Origin of the sequence: Pseudoalteromonas sp. SCSIO 43095 (assembly GCF_023650455.1) — a bacterium.
GTDB classification, from domain to species: Bacteria; Pseudomonadota; Gammaproteobacteria; order Enterobacterales; family Alteromonadaceae; genus Pseudoalteromonas; species Pseudoalteromonas tetraodonis.
Map to the genome: position 1 here is coordinate 318,309 of NZ_CP087995.1, position 19,346 is coordinate 337,654.

Annotated in this window: 16 protein-coding genes and 1 pseudogene; all 17 read left to right on the forward strand. The window is 34.5% G+C overall.

Features of this window, described 5'->3' with window-relative positions; genetic code table 11:
• Window positions 1-87 precede the first annotated feature (87 nt).
• The gene (locus LOC50_RS01490) at window positions 88-1,278 is read left to right on the forward strand and encodes a hypothetical protein (protein ID WP_250653485.1); all 1,191 of its coding nucleotides are present in this window, start codon (window positions 88-90) and stop codon (window positions 1,276-1,278) included.
• Window positions 1,275-2,111, forward strand: a complete 837-nt coding sequence (locus LOC50_RS01495) for a glycosyltransferase family 2 protein (protein WP_250653486.1) — start codon at window positions 1,275-1,277, stop codon at window positions 2,109-2,111. Before LOC50_RS01490 ends, LOC50_RS01495 begins: the two co-directional genes overlap by 4 nt.
• A complete protein-coding gene (locus LOC50_RS01500; protein WP_250653487.1) occupies window positions 2,111-2,959 on the forward strand; it encodes a glycosyltransferase family 2 protein in 849 nt (282 codons plus the stop codon). Before LOC50_RS01495 ends, LOC50_RS01500 begins: the two co-directional genes overlap by 1 nt.
• A gap of 154 nt (window positions 2,960-3,113) precedes the next feature.
• Window positions 3,114-3,911 (forward strand): annotated as a pseudogene (locus LOC50_RS01505) (transposase); the annotation flags it as partial.
• Window positions 3,912-4,832: 921 nt separating this feature from the next.
• Window positions 4,833-5,921, forward strand: a complete 1,089-nt coding sequence (rfbB, locus tag LOC50_RS01510; RefSeq protein ID WP_250653488.1) for a dTDP-glucose 4,6-dehydratase — start codon at window positions 4,833-4,835, stop codon at window positions 5,919-5,921.
• 1 nt (window position 5,922) lies between these two features.
• Window positions 5,923-6,804: a glucose-1-phosphate thymidylyltransferase RfbA gene (rfbA, locus tag LOC50_RS01515; protein ID WP_250653489.1), complete on the forward strand. Its 882-nt coding sequence runs from the start codon at window positions 5,923-5,925 to the stop codon at window positions 6,802-6,804.
• Window positions 6,805-7,022: 218 nt separating this feature from the next.
• Window positions 7,023-7,268, forward strand: coding sequence for an acyl carrier protein (locus LOC50_RS01520; protein ID WP_138595476.1), 246 nt, complete (start codon window positions 7,023-7,025; stop codon window positions 7,266-7,268).
• Window positions 7,261-8,595: an AMP-binding protein gene (locus LOC50_RS01525; RefSeq protein ID WP_250653490.1), complete on the forward strand. Its 1,335-nt coding sequence runs from the start codon at window positions 7,261-7,263 to the stop codon at window positions 8,593-8,595. Before LOC50_RS01520 ends, LOC50_RS01525 begins: the two co-directional genes overlap by 8 nt.
• A gap of 1 nt (window position 8,596) precedes the next feature.
• Window positions 8,597-9,322, forward strand: coding sequence for an SDR family NAD(P)-dependent oxidoreductase (locus tag LOC50_RS01530; RefSeq protein WP_138595480.1), 726 nt, complete (start codon window positions 8,597-8,599; stop codon window positions 9,320-9,322).
• A gap of 10 nt (window positions 9,323-9,332) precedes the next feature.
• Window positions 9,333-10,058 (forward strand): N-acetyltransferase, encoded by a 726-nt coding sequence (locus tag LOC50_RS01535; RefSeq protein WP_138595482.1) that lies wholly within the window; start codon window positions 9,333-9,335, stop codon window positions 10,056-10,058.
• Window positions 10,059-10,154: 96 nt separating this feature from the next.
• Entirely contained in the window at window positions 10,155-11,273 is a 1,119-nt protein-coding gene (gene rffA / locus LOC50_RS01540; protein ID WP_250653491.1) for a dTDP-4-amino-4,6-dideoxygalactose transaminase, read from the forward strand.
• 34 nt (window positions 11,274-11,307) lie between these two features.
• Window positions 11,308-12,345 carry a TDP-N-acetylfucosamine:lipid II N-acetylfucosaminyltransferase gene (locus tag LOC50_RS01545; RefSeq protein ID WP_250653492.1) on the forward strand — a complete coding sequence of 346 codons (1,038 nt, stop codon included), beginning with the start codon at window positions 11,308-11,310 and terminating at the stop codon, window positions 12,343-12,345.
• 109 nt (window positions 12,346-12,454) lie between these two features.
• Window positions 12,455-13,891: an MOP flippase family protein gene (locus LOC50_RS01550; RefSeq protein ID WP_250653493.1), complete on the forward strand. Its 1,437-nt coding sequence runs from the start codon at window positions 12,455-12,457 to the stop codon at window positions 13,889-13,891.
• 2 nt (window positions 13,892-13,893) lie between these two features.
• Window positions 13,894-15,648: an asparagine synthase-related protein gene (locus tag LOC50_RS01555; protein ID WP_250653494.1), complete on the forward strand. Its 1,755-nt coding sequence runs from the start codon at window positions 13,894-13,896 to the stop codon at window positions 15,646-15,648.
• Window positions 15,649-16,133: 485 nt separating this feature from the next.
• Window positions 16,134-16,850, forward strand: coding sequence for an ATP-grasp fold amidoligase family protein (locus LOC50_RS01560; protein WP_250653900.1), 717 nt, complete (start codon window positions 16,134-16,136; stop codon window positions 16,848-16,850).
• 102 nt (window positions 16,851-16,952) lie between these two features.
• Window positions 16,953-18,119, forward strand: a complete 1,167-nt coding sequence (locus LOC50_RS01565; protein WP_250653495.1) for a nucleotide sugar dehydrogenase — start codon at window positions 16,953-16,955, stop codon at window positions 18,117-18,119.
• Between the two features lie 229 nt (window positions 18,120-18,348).
• Complete coding sequence (gene galU / locus LOC50_RS01570) at window positions 18,349-19,233, forward strand: UTP--glucose-1-phosphate uridylyltransferase GalU (RefSeq protein WP_250653496.1); 885 nt, start codon at window positions 18,349-18,351, stop codon at window positions 19,231-19,233.
• Window positions 19,234-19,346: the final 113 nt, after the last annotated feature.

A 19,346-nucleotide genomic window follows, 5' to 3' on the forward strand; every position in this document is an offset into this window, starting at 1 on the left:
TATAATATGAAACTCTCACCTTCTCTTATTCAGAGTAACTTAAATATATCAGTGACCAATACATACTTACTTAGGTTATTTTGTATAATGTTATTCTTTCCATCGATAACTTTTAGGTTAATTGATGCAGAGGTATTTCCATGGGCTTTATTTTTTACTCTGCTATGTGTAATTATCTATAATAAAATCTCTAAAGCATTCCTGTTATTACTTTTTATATTTAGCCTTAGTGCATTATACGCGGCATACTTAACTGAGGGAGAGCATCTCGGACAATTAACTAGAAGCTTTTTAGCATACATTAATTCAACTTTTATAATTTTTACCTTAGCTTGGTTTTTGAATAAAACTGATAACTTAATATGGTTCAAGAAGCTACTGCGCTTTATTTTGTTCTTCTACATAATTGTAGGCTTGCTACAAACACTTGGTTTTGGAGTGGTTTTTGATCCAATTATAGCTCTATTAAAAGAAAGGGGTGGGGGAAGTGGAGTTGGCAGTAGGGGGGTTTCTATCTTATCTACAGAGCCCTCAAGAGCTGCTTACGAATTTATTTTTATATACGCAATGTTTAGATTTCTAGACAATGGTCGCAATAATTTTTTGAAAGATATCTTTGTTGGGTTATTTATTGTGTTTATCATTAAATCAGCTTTAGGCTTAATAGTATATTTGGTTTTTATGTCATTTATGCACATTAAGTTTAAGAATCTAATAAATATAGCTTTATATGCAACATCAACTATCGCGCTTATTTTTTTGCTGAACTTATTATATGACGGGGGTAAGGTTGATTATGGTAACGTGCGGTCTATACAGATCATTATTGGATTAATGTCTTTAGACGATCTATTTACATCATTTGAGTACTTAGTTATTAATTCAGGCTTTAGAGGCGTTAGTGTTATATCATCTTATAATCAGGGCTTAACTACTTTTTTTGGTTATGGAGTTGGTAATTGGGAGCAGTCGTCACTTTTGGCAATGAAAGCTATGGGTATTGATGAATATTCAATTGGCTACTTTAAGTATACCTGCGGCCAATTATTGTGTCCTGTTAGGCCAACAGCTTACCTAGCAGCATTCGCACTTGACGTAGGCTTAATTGGTTTTAGTTTTTTTATAATTTACTTGCTTACTTTAAAGGTAGCTTTTAAAGCGAAACCATATAAGTATTTTACTATTTTTTGTTTGTTGATCAGTAGTGTAATCGGTCACCCTGCACCATGGATGTTACTGGGTATACTTACCATATACCAGAAAAAGAGAGTTCGATGAAACGCGATATTGATATAATAATCCCATTATTTAATAAAGAAAAATATATAATTGAATTGCTTAATCAGTTGGAAGAAGTTTGGAGCTTATTTAACAAGGTAATTATTGTTGATGACTCCTCAACAGACGCTTCAGTCCACCTGGTAAAATCCTTTATTGAAAAGCATAAAGGTGCACGAAGTAAATTTATTTTAAGTCAGGAGAAAATAAACAGAGGTCCCGAAGCTACAAGAAAAAAGGGTGTTATGCTTTCTAAAGCTGAGTGGTTTATGTTAGTTGATGCTGATGACATTATAAACATTTCCGGCTTTAAGTATATTATCGAAAATATTGATAAATTAGATAGTAGGGATATATTGCTCCTTTATGGTAATACAAAGCCTGTTAAGAGTGAGGAATATAAAGTTAATAAAACAGAAGTGGGAGAGAAAAAATCTACTCTCAAAGTAAAATATATTAAAAATCATTTTCAGTTACTGCGGCATAATATACTCCCATCAATGTCCGGGTTGTTTCTTAAAAGAGAGGCTTTTACTTTGATGTGTAATAACTCTCCTTGGGGAGAAGACTTAATTTTCTATTTTGATCTATTAGCAATGACTAGTTTTATACATGTTGATAAAGAGTTAGCCTTGTATAGGGTTGATATTCCTGTATCTAGAGGTAACCTAGGTGGAAGCTTAAAAAAAAGGCTGACTTTTATATTAGCTATTTGGAAAATGCTATTTAAAACAAAGCATAAAAGCTACAGTATATTAGTATCTTCTATAGTGATTAGGGCATTCTATAGTGTGAGAGTATTAATTTCTTATATTTATAAGAGGTTTAGATAATGCTTTCTATAATTATTCCTCACTATAATTCACCTGACTTACTATATAGGTTAATTAAAAGTATTGGGAACTATAGGGATATAGAGATTATAATTGTTGATGATAATAGTACCAAGCCCTATAAAAGAGAAGAACTTAGTGACTATAGTAACATTGTAAATTTGGTAAATAACACAAATGTTAAAGGAGCTGGTGTTTGTAGGAATATCGGTTTAGCTGCAAGTAATGGTGAATGGGTACTATTTGCAGATGCGGATGACGTGTTTTTACCGGGTTACTATTCAATAGTTGCTAGTTACTTCAAGGAGGATGGGGATATTGTTTTTTTTCCGCCGACTTCACATAACCTTTCAGGAACAGCATGCAATAGACATGTAAAATATGCTTTACTATTGGAAAGTGATGATTTGAATCACGTTGGAACACAGTTTATTGTACCCTGGAGCAAGCTATACCGACGAGATAGCATTAAAAGCATAAAGTTTGATGAAACACTTGTTTCAAACGATGTTATGTTTTCTTTAAGGGCTTATTGTAACGCTAAAAAAATAGTTATTAGTGAAAAAAAAATATATTCAGTATGTGGTGATGCAGGTGGATTATCTAGACCGACTAATAAAAGGCACTTTACTCGCTTAGACGTTGCTATAAGAGCAAATAAATTTTTAAAGTTACAAAATTTAAGGAAATATCAACATCCTCTAATTTTTTATATTCTAACTTCGATTAAATTTGGTTATAGGTGCTTGTTTAGTACAGTAGTTAAAATATTAAAAAGTAAGTCTAAAATATTTCCGGAAAGTCCTCTGAGATACTTTTATAATCTTTTTTTTTATAGGATTAAATAATCATTTATTATAATAGTAGCGGAGATTGTATCTACTTTCTCTAAACGGAGACGGGCTTAATTTGAGTTTTCTGTAATGATTAACTCAGGAGATGACTATGAAAAAAATATGCTATACCGAATCTCAGATCGGTAATCCTTCCGAAAAAGAATAGATGCCAGATGTAGAATTTTCTCTTATTGTAAACACAAGAGTAAATTATGAAAAAGCACATTTTACAGACAGTCAGAACCTGGCTATTTGAAGCTATCCGAAGGCGGAGTGCCCATTCCTGAGCTATGCCGTGAACATGGTATGCGCAATTCAACCTTTTATAAATGGCGCGCTAAATACGGCGGCATGGATTCGTCCTTAATGACACGAATGAAAGAGCTTGAAGATGAAAATCGCCGTTTAAAGAAAATGTATGCTGAGGAGCGGCTAAAATCTGAGGTCATATAAGAGGCCATGGTAAAAAAGTAGTAATGGCTACTGAGCGCAAAGTAAAGTATTGGCGCATGAAGTCGTTAGCACAAATAAAATGAGTATTGCCTTTGCCTGTCGTACTTTTATTATTAGTGAAACTTGTTTTTGTTATACACTGATATTAAGAAATGAAAATCTAAAAATAGCAGACCTGTTACTCGAGCTAATTGAATAAAACCGTAACTGGGGTTTTGGGTTGTACTTTTTATATTTACACAATGTAAAGCCGTATAAATTGAACCACAAGTGAGTTTACCGGATTTACCGAGAGCTTGAGTTAAACTTGTGTATCAAGCCAAGGAAACGCTTAAATAGCCCAAATGTCTATATAGATAGCTTCAATCGAACAGTTAGTTACGACTGGCTGAGTCATTATATTTACAATTATATTAGTGAGTTACAAGACAGACCGACTGATTGGCTGTGGACTTATAATAATGAACGACCTAACATAGGGTTGTGTGGTATAACACCAATACAAAAACTGAAAATTCAACCAACGGAAATTCTACAGCTGGCTTCCATTAAAAATAGGGGAATTACCCCTCACTGCGGTATTGAGAAAAGTTGATGCTATTGTCATTGACACTCTTAAGTGTTGTGGTAGAGAATTCGCTTCGAGAGGCTCTTTGAGATGCTTTGCCTGATATATTTTAAAGGTTTTTCTTTCAACCATAAGCAAATTTACCGAGTGTATTATCAGATTAGTTTGAACTTGAAACAATAAACAAAATGAGTGTTATCCAGCATATTCCTCAGTCTTTAGAGGTGCAGAACAAGCTAGTCATTAGTGTGCACTCGAGTTTATGCATGACACTCTTATTGCGGTAACGATTCATAACTTTGAATGTGGTGATGAAGGAATGCTAGATTGTTTAACTATAAAAGCTGACACTTTATTAGCTGCTTGCCGTGTAGCTCGCGTATTAGACCAATTGAAAGATGAACGTGGGCAACCAGCTAGTTGCGTTTGGATAATAGCTTAACTTATTTCAGAGGCATTAACAGACTGATGCGAAGCGCACAATATAGATATATTAAACATTCAGTCGGGCAAGCTACAATAGAATTGCTTCGTGTAGCGGTTTAATTAGGTATTCCGACAGGGATTTCTTGATGCTTACTTGTTTTAGAATATCGGTCAAGTAAGAGGGTTTTCTTGGTTCTGGCGATTATATTACAATGAAGTACGAACACATGAATGTCTCGGAAACCTGCCTCTTGCAGCTTATCCTTTACTTTTTTAATAAAAACTGGATGCGATAACTTTAGAACATCAGTTATTCAAGATATTATGAAGAACACTTAAAGTATAAAGTTCTACGTGGATATATTTGAATAAATCCATGTAGAGCAAGTTATATTTTCCAGATTTTTATGTATGCCCTAATAGAATAAAAGGATTCAAATGAAAATTTTAGTGACAGGCGGCGCAGGCTTTATAGGTTCAGCAGTCGTTCGCTATATTATAGAGAATACTCAAGACTCAGTTATTAATATTGATAAACTTACTTATGCAGGTAATTTAGAATCACTAGAATGTGTATCTAATGATGAACGTTATACATTTGAACAAGTTGATATTTGCAACCGTACAGAGCTTGATCGTGTGTTTGCCACACACCAGCCCGATGCAGTAATGCATTTAGCTGCAGAGAGCCATGTAGATCGCTCTATAACTGGTCCTGCAGAGTTTATACAAACTAATATTGTTGGCACTTATAACCTTTTAGAGGCAGCTCGAGAATATTGGAATACATTAACTAATACAGTAAAGGAAGCTTTTCGGTTTCATCATATTTCAACTGACGAAGTTTACGGCGACCTTCCACACCCAGATGAGCAAGAAGGTGATCTTCCATTATTCACCGAGCAAACGTCTTATTCACCAAGTAGCCCATATTCAGCAAGCAAAGCCTCTAGCGATCATCTAGTGCGAGCTTGGTTACGTACATATGGGTTTCCGACTATTGTTACAAATTGCTCTAATAATTATGGCCCTTACCATTTTCCTGAAAAGTTAATTCCATTAGTAATACTTAATGCGCTAGAAGGCAAAGAGTTACCAATTTACGGAAAAGGTGATCAAATTCGTGACTGGCTTTATGTTGAAGACCATGCACGGGCCCTATATAAAGTAGTAACCGAAGGCAAAGTGGGTGAAACCTATAATATCGGTGGCCATAACGAAAAGCAGAATATTGAAGTAGTAGAAGCCATCTGTAGTATTTTAGATACTTTAGTACCTAAAGGTTCTCCGTACTCCGAACTGATAACGTACGTGGCAGATCGCCCTGGTCACGATAGACGTTATGCTATTGATTCATCAAAAATGAGTGCAGAGCTAAACTGGACACCGGTCGAAACCTTTGAAACAGGCCTACGTAAAACCGTTCAATGGTATTTAGATAATCAAACGTGGTGTCAAAACGTACAAGATGGTTCATATCAACGTGAGCGTCTGGGCGAAATAAATATGACAGCTAAAGGAAAATAGCATGAAAGGAATTATCCTTGCCGGAGGCTCCGGTACACGCCTTTATCCTATTACTATGGGTGTATCCAAGCAGTTACTCCCAATTTATGATAAGCCAATGATTTACTATCCGCTTTCTGTGTTGATGTTAGCGGGAATAAGTGAAATCTTAATTATTTCTACACCTGAAGATCAAGAATCATTTAAACGATTATTAGGTGATGGTTCACAATTTGGTATTGAGCTTAGCTATACAGTACAGCCAAGCCCCGATGGCTTAGCGCAGGCTTTTATTTTAGGCGAAGACTTTATTGGTAATGACGATGTGTGTTTAGTACTTGGAGATAATATTTTTTATGGACAAGGCTTTACACCTAAATTAAAACAGGCTGTAGAGAATGCTAAAAATGGTCAAGGTGCTACTGTTTTTGGTTACCAAGTTAAAGATCCAGAACGTTTTGGTGTTGTTGAGTTTGATGAAACCAAAAAAGCAATTTCTATAGAAGAAAAACCAGATAAGCCAAAATCACACTTTGCTGTCACGGGCTTATATTTTTACGACAATTCAGTTGTAGAAATAGCAAAACAAGTTAAGCCCTCGCATAGAGGTGAGCTAGAGATAACGTGTTTAAATGAAATTTATTTAAAACAGAACAAACTTAATGTTGAAATACTTGGTCGAGGCTTTGCTTGGCTTGATACTGGCACGCATGAAAGCTTGCTTGAAGCTGCTCAATTTGTAGAAACAATTGAAAAACGCCAAGGTTATAAAATAGCCTGCCTAGAAGAAATTGCATTCAATAATAAATGGCTGTCAAAGCGACAAGTTACAAAATTAGCCCAACCTTTTATCAAAAATAGCTATGGAAAATATCTATTAGAAATTATTGAGAGCAAACTGTAAGGGCGGTAAGTTAATTGGTCCCGCTTACTATAATGAGCTAAGAAAAGCGGCTTTTTTGTTATTAATAAATATAGAGTAGTCATTTTTGATGGTTAAAACAAAAAAAGTAGCAAAAAACAAAAAATATTAATTAAAATTATGAGATACATGAGTTTATTTATGATTGTGTTTTATTAGCAATTGAATATTATAATGAGTTTTATATATAAGGGTAAATTATGAGAGCTATTATTCTAGAAAAATTTAATGAAGCATTAGAGCAAACTGATAAAGAAAAAACATATGTAGATATAAAAGATGATCAAATACTACTTGAAACAGACCTTGATTCATTAGGATTTGCTATTTTAGTAGCTTTACTTGAAGAGGAGCTTGATATTGATCCTTTCCAAATAATGGAAGAGCCAGTGTACCCGACTACATTTGGTGAGTTTGTTGCAATTTATGAGCAGGCAAATGCTTAATAAGCTTTTAGATTATATAAATTTAGTGCCTTTGGAACGCTGTTTTATTAAAGCTGAAAATAGGTCAGTAACCTATAAACAATTAAATGAGATTACTTTTGAGTTTATTGAAAGGTATAGCTTTTTAAAAGACAAGAATTGCGCTGTTACTTCAAACGATAGGCTCTCTTTAGCTTTATATTTACCTGCGATTGATAGTTTAGCTAAAACTATTTTTTTACAAGCAAGTGATTTAGATGAAGATACAACCAGTAGCTTTTATGAAAACGCTGAAATTGAATATATCATAACTTTAAAAGCTAACAATGAGATCGTTATTAAAAAGCTGAACACTGTGAGTGTAATTGAACAATCACATGGCTGGCTTTTAGCTACTTCAGGAACTACAGGTACACCTAAGTTAGTGTCGTTTAGTTTAGAACGACTAATAAGTACTGCTCAAAAAAACATTGAGTTGGGTAGTATTTATAACTGGGGGTTATGTTATGACTTGAATAGGTTTGCAGGTTTGCAAGTATATTTACAAGTTGTCGCTGCAGGCTCAGTGCTTACAATTAGCGAATGTGAACATTCAATTAGTGACATTGTTAATATATTTAGTTTTAACCAAGTAAACTCAGTATCTGCAACGCCTTCTTTTTGGCGTAAAGTCCTAATGACAGAAAACGCTTCATCATTAGAGCTTAAAAAAATCACTTTAGGTGGAGAAATAAGCACTCAAAGTATACTTAATGCTCTTCAGCATAAGTATTCTACGGCTAAAATAACACATATATATGCTTCAACCGAAGCTGGTGTTGGTTTTGCTGTTAAGGATAACAAGGAAGGTTTTCCTGCTAATTACTTATTAGCAAATAGTGAGTTAGGTATAAGTCTCAAAATAATAAACAAAGAGCTTTGGATTAGAAGTGAGCGTTCTAATAGTGCTTTATTGGCTGGGCATGTAGATATTGATGAGCAGGGCTTCATAAACACGGGTGATCTTGTCGAGTGTATTGATGAGCGTGTGATATTTTTAGGTCGAAGTAGCGGTGCCATTAACGTTGGTGGTAATAAAGTAATGCCTGAAAAAATAGAGGCGATTATAAATCAATGTAATAGTGTCAGTTATTCTCGAGTGTTTGGTAAAAGTAACTCTATGTTAGGTACGATAGTGTGTGCGGAAGTTGTATTAGAAGACTCTGCAAAAAGTTTAAACACCAAAGATCTAAAAACGAATATTTTAAGATTATGTAAAGATGAGCTAGAAACACACGAAGTACCGGTGTTGCTGAAATTTGTTGAAACTATTGCTACTAACTCAACGGGTAAATTAATAAGGTTTTAAAATGGAAAAAACAGTTATTGTAACAGGTACGGGTAAAGGCTTAGGTTTAGCGTTATGCCATCAACTCTTAACTAACGACTACAAAGTAATTGCAGTGAGCAGAACTTTAACTGAAGAGTTTAAAGTGTTACAGCTAAAGCACTCGGATAAATTGTTTTTTTATGAGTATGACTTTTCAGATACAACGAATATATCTAAGCTGGTAAAAAAAATCACTACAGAGCATGGCCGGCCTTACGGGCTAATAAATAACGCCGCTATAGGTAATGATGGGGTGTTAGGTACAATGCATGAAAGTGACATAGCTCAAAGCATTAAAGTTAATATTGAAGCCCCTATTTTATTCACAAAATATGTTTCACGCGCAATGTTGCTTAACAAGGCCGGTAGAATAATTAATGTTGGCTCTATTATTGGTTCGACTGGCTTCAGTGGTTTAAGCGTCTATGGCGCAACTAAGTCAGCATTAGGAGGTTTTACCAAGTCACTAGCACGTGAGCTTGGCAAGGTAGGGATAACGGTTAATACTTTAGCACCAGGTTATATGGAAACCAGCATGACAGATGGTCTTCAAGGTGACAAGCTTGAAAAGATTAAAAGAAGAAGTTGTATAGGCCGATTAGCAAGTGTAGATGATGCTGCATCTGCTGCGTTATATTTACTATCGGCTAACGCAGCAGGTGTAACGGGGACAACGTTAACAGTTGACGCTGGTAGTACTGCTTGAGGGGATAAGTATGATTAGAGGGCGCTATACCCCATGGGATGAATCTGCACTCAAACTAAGAACATTTGAGATATTAGAGATTGAAACGAAAAATATCGAGAGTACTCAAATAGAGTTGAATAATAACTCTTTTTGTAATGCAGAGCTTATATATGGTAGATTTCCAGCTAATGATTTTGTAGTTAAAGAGTTATTATTTAAAAGTGGTTATATCGCATGTGAAACTAGCTTCAGAATTGCGCTTGGTAAATTACATGAATATACACTACCGCCTCTCTACTCAAGAAGGATGCTGCCGGTTAATAAGGCAAAAAAAAGTGAGTTTAAGGAGATAGCAGAGATAGCACGTGATATGTTTAAGTTTTCTAGATTCCATGAAGACCCGTTTATTCAGAAGCATCTCTCAGATATTAGAATGTACCAATGGGTTAATGAGCTTGCCAATCAAGATGTTTCGTGTTTAGTCAATAAGTCAAATGTTGGTGATATAATTTCCTTTATGATTTACAGAGTCAATGAGCGTAAACAGGTTAGTTTAATCCTTGGGGGGAGTAAAAAAGGTTTTGAAATGCACTCTCCATTTTTTTGGGGTTCAGTAATTAGTTATTTTAAAAGCGAAGGTGTTAGTAAGGTATTTACTAATATATCTGCTGCAAATAATGGGGTACTTTCTTTGTATCAGAACCTTGGGTTTAAAATAATTGAAACGAATGTAGATTACCATAAACATGTATGATTGCACCTGCTTAGCAAGTTAGTCTACATGTTGAAGATCACTAGCCTGTATGCATTGCAGGCGTTACGCTGTTAGTTAGTATAAAATTGAGAAAAAATGATTCCTTTTAATATTCCTCCTAAAATAGGTACAGAATTAGCGTATATCGAGCAAGCTATTGCATCAGACAAGCTATGCGGCGACGGTTACTTTTCTAAAAAGTGCGAAAAATGGTTTGAAGAAACATTAAATACAGCAAAAGCATTGCTTACCCCTTCGTGTACCGCATCACTTGAGTTAGCCGCTATTTTAATTGATATTCAGCCTGGTGATGAAGTCATAATGCCTTCATATACATTTGTATCTACAGCGAATGCGTTTGTATTACGTGGTGCAAAAATTATATTTGTTGATGCTCGTCCGGACACAATGAATATTGACGAAACACTCATTGAAGCTGTGATTACGGCTAAAACAAAAGCAATAGTGCCAGTACATTACGCAGGTGTAGCTTGTGAAATGGATACAATACTTGCTATCGCAGAAAAACATGACTTGTGGGTAGTAGAAGATGCAGCACAAGGCGTAATGTCTACCTATAAAGGTAAAGCGCTAGGGACTCTTGGTCATATAGGATGTTATAGCTTTCATGAAACTAAAAACTACTCGTCGGGTGGTGAAGGTGGGGCTATTTTAATTAATGACCCTAAGTTGGTTGAACGAGCTGAGATTATACGTGAGAAAGGAACAAACCGTAGCCAATTCCTACATGGTATTGTCGATAAATACACATGGCAAGACATAGGCTCGAGCTTTTTACCAAGCGAGTTACAAGCTGCGTATTTATATGCTCAACTTGAAGCAGCAGACACGATAAATAATTTCCGTTTATCAATATGGGAACGTTATTACAATAAACTCAGCCTGAAACTAAAGGCTGAACAGCTACCTCATATTCCGGATTCATTAACGCATAACGCGCATATGTTTTATATAAAATTGAGCTCAAATGAAGAGCGAAATGAATTTATTAGTTATATGAAAACGCAGGATATTACGACACCTTTTCATTATATCCCACTACATTCAAGCCCAGCAGGAAAACAGTTTGGCGAGTTTTCAGGCAAAGATACTTATACAACCCAAGAGAGTTCAAAGCTAGTACGTTTGCCGCTGTATTATGGAATGACAAAAGAAGAGCAAGATAAAGTGATTACAGCAGCTTTAAGCTTTTAATTATATTCAGATATATGGTTAGGTTAAGTGGTAAATGACAAAAAAAATATTACATATTGCTGGATGCGATAAATTTATCCCTCCTTTTGTTCAGCTTGTCAGAGAGCAATTTAATTTTGATGAACATGAGTTTTTGCTAACTACTGGAGTAGCCGCTGCTGATTTAATTGATGCTAAAAACATAAGCCTATCAAATACTACCTTTCTAGCTAGATTAAAGCATTATTTTCAAGCGATTATAAAAATGCATCAAGCTGATAAGATTATTTTGCATGGTTTATTCGATATAAAGTTAGTGCAAATACTATTTTTCACTCCGTGGTTACTCAATAAATGTTATTGGGTAATGTGGGGAGGAGATCTGTACACATATCAGCTTGGCTGCAAAAATTGGAAGTGGAAAATAAAAGAATTTTTCAGACGTCCAGTAATTAAAAATATAGGTCACTTGGTTACGTATATAGATGGGGATGTAGCTCTTGCTCGAAAGTGGTATAAAGCAAAAGGCGAATATCATGAATGCTTAATGTACACTAGTAATTTGTATCAAGAGTATAAAGTGCCAAAAAATAGCAGTAAGACGATTAATATTCAGGTAGGTAACTCTGCTTGCTCAAGTAATAACCATTTAGAAGTATTAAAAAAATTATTACCTTACAAAGATAAAAATATATGCATATATTTACCATTATCTTACGGTTCACAAGAGTATGCAAAGAAAATAATAGAGCAAGGAAGAGAGTGGTTCGGTGATAAATTTAAACCGCTCACAGACATGCTCCCCTTTAATGAATACCTTGCTTTTTTAGGCAGAATTGACATTGCTATTTTCAATCATAATCGCCAACAAGCAATGGGAAATACTATTACTTTATTAGGGTTAGGTAAAACCGTATATATCAGAAGTGATACTACTCAATGGCAATTTTTTAAAGAAAAAGGTATCAATATCAGAGATGTAGAACAATTTAATAGCTTAGATTCTTTAAATGAAGAAAAAAACATTGAAGTGGTAAAAGAGTACTTTTCTAAGTCAAATTATTTGAACCAATTAAAGAGTTTATTTGAATAATTCGGTTCCAGTCTAACTTAGTACATATCAATTGTAGTAATTAGTATGATTAATATGTAAAAGCAACCCAATAGTTGATTTATATGTATATTTTTGGTGTTTTTTGTTTATGTCTTTAAAAAGCAGTGCCATTTCAGGCGTTAAATGGACAACTACATCTATGGTAATAGTAACAATCTTACAATTATTGCAGTTGTCAATATTAGCTCGTTACCTAGATCCTACCGACTTTGGTTTAATGGCTATTTTAATGGTTGTTATTGGTTTTTCTCAAGCCTTTATGGATATGGGTGTTAGTAATGCAATAATCCATAGGCAAAAAATAAGTAATAGTCAATTGTCTAGCTTATATTGGCTAAATATTATATCGGGTACTTTACTTGCGTTACTAGTGATTGTACTAGCGCCATTAATAGCCTCTTTTTATGAAGAAGCAAGGCTGAATAATCTTCTTATAATACTGTCATCTGTTTTTATTATTGTTTCTTTAGGTAACCAGTATCGTATTTTGTGTCAAAAAGAGCTTTTGTTTAATTTAATGGCAAAAATTGAAGTGGTTACAGCATCATTGTCCTTTATAGTGGCCGTTTATTTTGCTTATAGTGGATGGGGGGTGTATGCATTGGTTTTTTCAATGCTTACACAAGCGCTTACTTCAAGTATATTGTTCTTGTATGTGGGGTTGAAAAATCATCACGTCCCTACCTTTTCATATAAACACAGTGAGATGAAAGGATTTTACTCTTTTGGTTTATTTCAAATGGGCGAAAAGTCTGTCAATTATATTAGCGCAAACATTGATAAATTGTTAATTGGTAAAATGGTTGGTTTTCAAGCAGTTGGTTTTTATAACATGGCGTGGCAGTTAATTATATTTCCATTAGCCAAAATCAACCCTGTTGTTAATAAGGTTGCATTCCCCGTTTATGCAAAAGTTCAAAATGATCCTAAAGCTTTAAATCGATACTACAGTTTGAGCGTAAAAATATTGAGTTTATTAACGGTACCTATTTTGGCTTTTTTGTCCTTCTTCGCTAATGATGTTGTGTTGATAGTTTTTGGAAAAGGTTGGGAACAAACAGCTCTATTAGTTACAGTGTTAGCTTTTGTGGGGATTGGAAAGGCGTTAGGTAACCCCGGTGGTGCTTTGATTTTAGCTTTAGGTCGTGCAGATGTTGGCTTTTGGTGGAATGTTTTTTGGGCTTCTACTGTTTCTGTTACACTGTTTATTGTTCTTTCGTATTTTCAAACAGTTGAAGCAGTAGCGTTTACGCTGCTAGCTCTATCTGTAACCGTTGGCGTAATTTGGCACGTTTTAATTGCTAAAATTGGGCGGATCTCCTATTTAGGTATTTTTTTACATTTTAGTAAAGTTGTAGTAGTTACAATAACAATTGCTTGGTTTGCAAAACAATCTGTACATTTCGCTCAATTAGAAGCACCAATTTTACGTATATTATTAGCAGGCGTTGTTTGTTTCATGCTTTATGCACCCTATTTGTTTTTGGTTGAAAAGCCATTGTTTAAAAGTTTTAAAAAGGACTAGTTATGCCAGGTATATTTGGTTTTACAAAAAAAGATCAAACTGCATCTATTGAGACAGTGCAAAAATCAATGATGCTTTATCCATACTTTAAAAAAGATGATTTGTTTGAAGATGTATCAATAGCTGCTTCTCGTGTTCATCTTAATAAAATAGGTGAAAAGAATTCTCCTATACAAAGTAATGGAGTTTTTGCTTGGATAGAAGGCGAGACTTATAATCATGTAGAGCTAGCAAGTAGCTTCGGCTATGAAGAGAGTTTAAGTTTTAGTGAATGTTTATTGTTTGTATATCACCATAATCTATTAGACAGCTTTTTGAATAAATTAGATGGTTACTTTTGTGCTGTTATTTATGATCAAAATAAAAAACAAGTCAAACTAATTTCAGATCGCTACGGAATGCGAATGCTTTACTGGTATTGGAACAAAGGACAGTTTGCTTGGGCAAGTGAGGTTAAAGCTATTTTATCCTTAGATAATATAGATCAAACAATAGATTCAACAAGCTTTGAATGCTTCATGGATTTAGGTTATTTGCTGGGGGAGCACACTTGGTTTGAGCACATTAAGCTTGTTAAACCAGCAACCGTGATTACGTTAGATTTACAAAAAAATACTGTTTCTCAATATCATTATTGGACTTGGGCAGAAATAAAGCCATCATCTATATCTTTTGATGACGCTGTTAATGAGTTAGGAAAACGCTTTATTAAAGCCGTTGAGCGAAGATTCGATCCTAAAGAAAAAATAGGTATAACCTTAAGCGGTGGTTTAGATTCAAGGGTTATTTTTGCAGCGGTTGAACATTTATATCCTGATTATAAAGGTAGTGCATTTACATTTGGTATTGACGGCTGTGATGATATTACTATTGCTAAAACGGTGGTTTCAAAATCACATTGGAATCACAAAGAATACCACTTTACCAATAAAAACTGGTTTAAGCCACGACTTGAAAAAGTTTGGAATACCGATGGTATGAAAGACATGATGCATATGCATGGTGGCGAGTTTATTGATGATATTGCTAGTAATGTTGATATCAATTTAAATGGTTATTTAGGTGATGCAATTTTCGGTGGTAGCTATTTTAAAAATGATAACTATTTAAATAGAAAAATAAATAAAAACATTGTTGAATCCTATTACCATAATACTAAGGATGAAAGTTTCGATTCTGATTTTTATAATATTAACCATATAGATCCTTATTTATTTATGTCGCGGGGCAGACGGTTAATTAATATGGGTACTGTTAACTCCCTAATCGCTCTAGAGCAACGCAAACCATTTTTTGATAATGATTGTGTTGAGTTGATCTACTCTCTCCCTGATGAGTATCGGTTAAATAATAAGTTATACGCATCAATGCTTCAAAAGTTTTTCCCTAAATTTTTTAAAGATATTCCTTGGCAACAAACTGGTAAGCCGGCAGGTTTAACTATTACACCAAATATAACTATTCGTGCTTACAATAAAGTTATTAGAGAGCTTAAAACAATAATGGGTATCAAGACTACGCAGGTTTATACGGATTATAGATCGTGGATACGCTCTTCTAGTGTTGCAGAATATATTGATAACCTTTTGAATTGTGATACTGCGGAATATAAAAAACTAACTAATGAAAACTTATCTGAAAAATATCTAAAGCCACATTTAGACTCAAATTTCATTAATAAAAGTGATAAAATATTAAGAGCAGTAACAGTTGAAATTTATTTAAGACAAGTAAAAGGTAGAGATTTACTAAATTAAACATCTAAAACAAAATAAGTGATAGATAAAAGTACTTAATGTGTCATAGGAAGTGTCAAAATAAACAGGAATACTTGAGGGTTTTCATAAGCGCCTTTACATTAGTTAAATATATTTATTTCTAATTTGTAACAATATTCAGGTTGGTTATATTATTTTTCTTTAAAAAATCATAAAGCTAAAGCTTGGGAACACTAATTCAAGTGTAGAAAATCAGGGGAGTATAAAAAACAAACTAACAGGTTTGATAAAAAAAGTTTTTACGATAATTAGAAACGATGAGTTTAGAGCTATTGTGATTGGCCATATAAAAAACAAGTTAATAAATTAATATGAAATTATTAGACAAGACAACAATTGAGATATTCAAATTAATACCTCTAAAGGCTCGACTTTTCATTTATTTTTTTTTGAAGCATAGAAAAGTCATTAGCTTTTCTAATCCAAAGACTTATACAGAAAAACTCCAACTCCGAAAGTTGAATATGCTCCCGGAGTATTCAGAACTGTCGGATAAATATGCTGTTAGGCGGGTTGTGGAACAGAAGTTAGGAGGTGATTATTTAATTCCGCTTATAGGTTACTTTAGCTCATTTAGTGATGTTAATTTTTCAGAACTACCAAAAGCTTTTGTTATAAAAACAAACTTTGGAAGTGGGGATGAGCACATTGAAATAGTGAAAGATAAGTCAACTATAAATTATGATAAGCTACGGAAAAAGTTTGATAGAGCGATGGTAAGTCGTTATAAAGGTACAATATTAGGTGAAACGCAATATGATCTAATACCTAAAAAAATTATAATCGAAGAGTTGATAGATAATAATGGGTTAGATATAGAAGATTTTAAGTTTCATATATTCAATGGCTCAGAGGGCTTTTTACAAGTTGATTTTGATCGATTCTCAAATCATAAAAGAAATCTCTATTCTCTAGACTTTGAACGTTTAGATTATGATTTATTATATAGTGGTGGAGATTATGATTTACCTTCTTTACAAGAGTTAAATAAGCTTAAAAAGGCGGCGGTTAGGCTTGCTGAAGGGTTTGACTATGTAAGAGTCGATCTATATTTAGTTGATGGGAAGGTACTTTTTGGAGAAATGACTTTTACTCCAGGTAGTGGTTTTGAATCTTTTTCTGATTTTAAAGCTGATCTTTATTACGGTAATCTATGGCAGCAATCTCTATTAACAAGTTAAACACTTATATAGAGTAGTTAATTAAGGGCATAAGTTTTTATACCTGCAGATATAAATTTTAAATTACTTTCTCCAAAAAAATTCAAAGGCATAGGATCTTTAATGAACATTACAGTGGTAGGCACAGGGTATGTAGGCCTCTCTAACGCTATGTTATTAGCACAGCATAATGAAGTGGTTGCGTTCGATATTGACGAACAAAAGATAGCGCTTTTAAATAATAAAAAATCACCTATTGTTGATACCGAAATCAGTGAGTTTTTAACTCGTAATGATTTAAATTTTACAGCAACTACAGATAAGGTTTCAGCGTATAAAAATGCAGACTTTGTAATTATTGCCACGCCAACTGATTATGATGTAGAAAATAACTACTTTAATACCAGATCGGTTGAAGCCGTTATTAAAGATGCTACAGCGCATAACCCAAATGCTGTTTTAGTCATTAAATCGACAGTACCCGTTGGCTTTACTAAAAATATTAAAACATCGCTATGTGTAGAAAATTTAATATTCTCACCAGAGTTTTTACGTGAAGGTAAGGCTTTACACGACAATCTATACCCATCACGTATTGTCGTTGGTGAACAGAGTGAACGTGCAGAGGTGTTTGCTAATTTACTTAAGCAAGGCGCTATAAAACAAGATATTGAAGTGCTATTTACAGATTCGACCGAAGCTGAGGCTATTAAGTTATTCTCGAATACTTACTTAGCAATGCGTGTTGCTTACTTTAATGAGTTAGACAGCTACGCTGAAGCACATGGCTTAAACAGCAAGCAAATTATACAAGGTGTTAGTTTAGATCCGCGTATAGGTAACCACTACAATAACCCTTCGTTTGGTTATGGCGGCTACTGTTTACCAAAAGACACTAAACAACTTCGCGCAAATTATGCCGATGTACCTAATAATATTATAGGTGCGATCGTAGATGCAAACACAACCCGTAAAGACTTTATTGCTGAGTCAATTTTTAAGCGTGATCCTAAAGTAGTGGGCATATACCGATTAGTTATGAAGTCTGGTTCTGATAACTTTAGAGCCTCTGCGATTCAAGGCATTATGAAACGAATTAAGGCTAAAGGTATCGAAGTTGTTGTGTACGAACCTGTACTTGAAGAAAGTAAGTTTTATCATTCACGTGTAATTAAAGACTTAAATGAATTTAAACAAATATCAGATGTGGTTGTATCAAACCGTATGGTTGAGGAACTGAGCGACGTTGCAGATAAGGTGTATACTCGCGACTTGTTTGGTAGTGATTGATAAATATTAAGGGCTTTAGGTACTGGATAAAGCCTTGATAAATTTGAGTAAGCATTAGAGACTATAATATTTAAAACACTGAGTTCAATTCGAGCCCGGTGTTTTTTTTTGTAGAGTGGGGTTTATAATATTACACAGCACATTTAAAAAAGATAAAATTATTCAGCTTAGATATATTGCTTAGCTGCTAATTTATCAAAATTATTAAAAACTTAATTAAAGGACTAGCATGAAAGCTGTAATCCCTGTTGCCGGTTTAGGCACGCGTATGTTACCTATGACCAAAGCCATCCCTAAAGAAATGTTGCCTTTGGTTGATAAGCCACTTATACAGTACATAGTTAACGAATGTGTTGCTGCGGGCATTAAAGAAATTGTATTAGTAACGCACAGCTCTAAAAATGCGATTGAAAACCATTTTGATACCAGTTTTGAGTTAGAAGCAACGCTTGAAAAACGTGTTAAGCGTACATTACTTGATGAAGTACGTTCTATTTGCCCACCTGATGTAACCATTATGCATGTACGCCAAGGTGAAGCTAAAGGCTTAGGACACGCTATTTTATGCGCTAAGCCAATTGTGGGTGATGACGACTTTGTAGTGGTACTGCCAGATGTAATCCTCGATGCTTATACGGCAAATCAAAAAACTGAAAATTTAGCAGCGATGATCAAGCGTTTTAACCAAACGCAAGCTAGCCAAATTATGCTTGAACCTGTAGCACAGGAAGATGTAAGCAAATACGGTATTGCTGATATTAACGGTGTAGAACTAACCCCAGGTGAAAGCGCCGCTATTAATGCCATGGTTGAAAAGCCAGATGTTGATGTTGCCCCTTCAAACCTCGCGATTGTTGGCCGTTATGTACTAAGTAAAAACATTTGGCCGTTACTTGCTAAAACTCACGTTGGCGCTGGTGGCGAAATTCAACTTACTGACGCGATTGATGCGCTAATAGCACAAGAAACAGTAGAAGCGTTTCATATGAGCGGCCGCTCACATGACTGTGGTGATAAACTCGGTTACTTAAAAGCCATTGTAGAATACAGCATGCGCCATGAAAGTTTAGGTAATGAGTTTACTGAGCATATGAAAAAGTTGGTTAAAGGGTAACGGGCATCGGGTAACGAGCTACGAGCGACGGGGTATGGGCATCGAGCCTAGAACCTCGAATTAACCAGTTGGGCTAAACAAACAAGAGCTCAATCAAATCTAACAGTTGCATA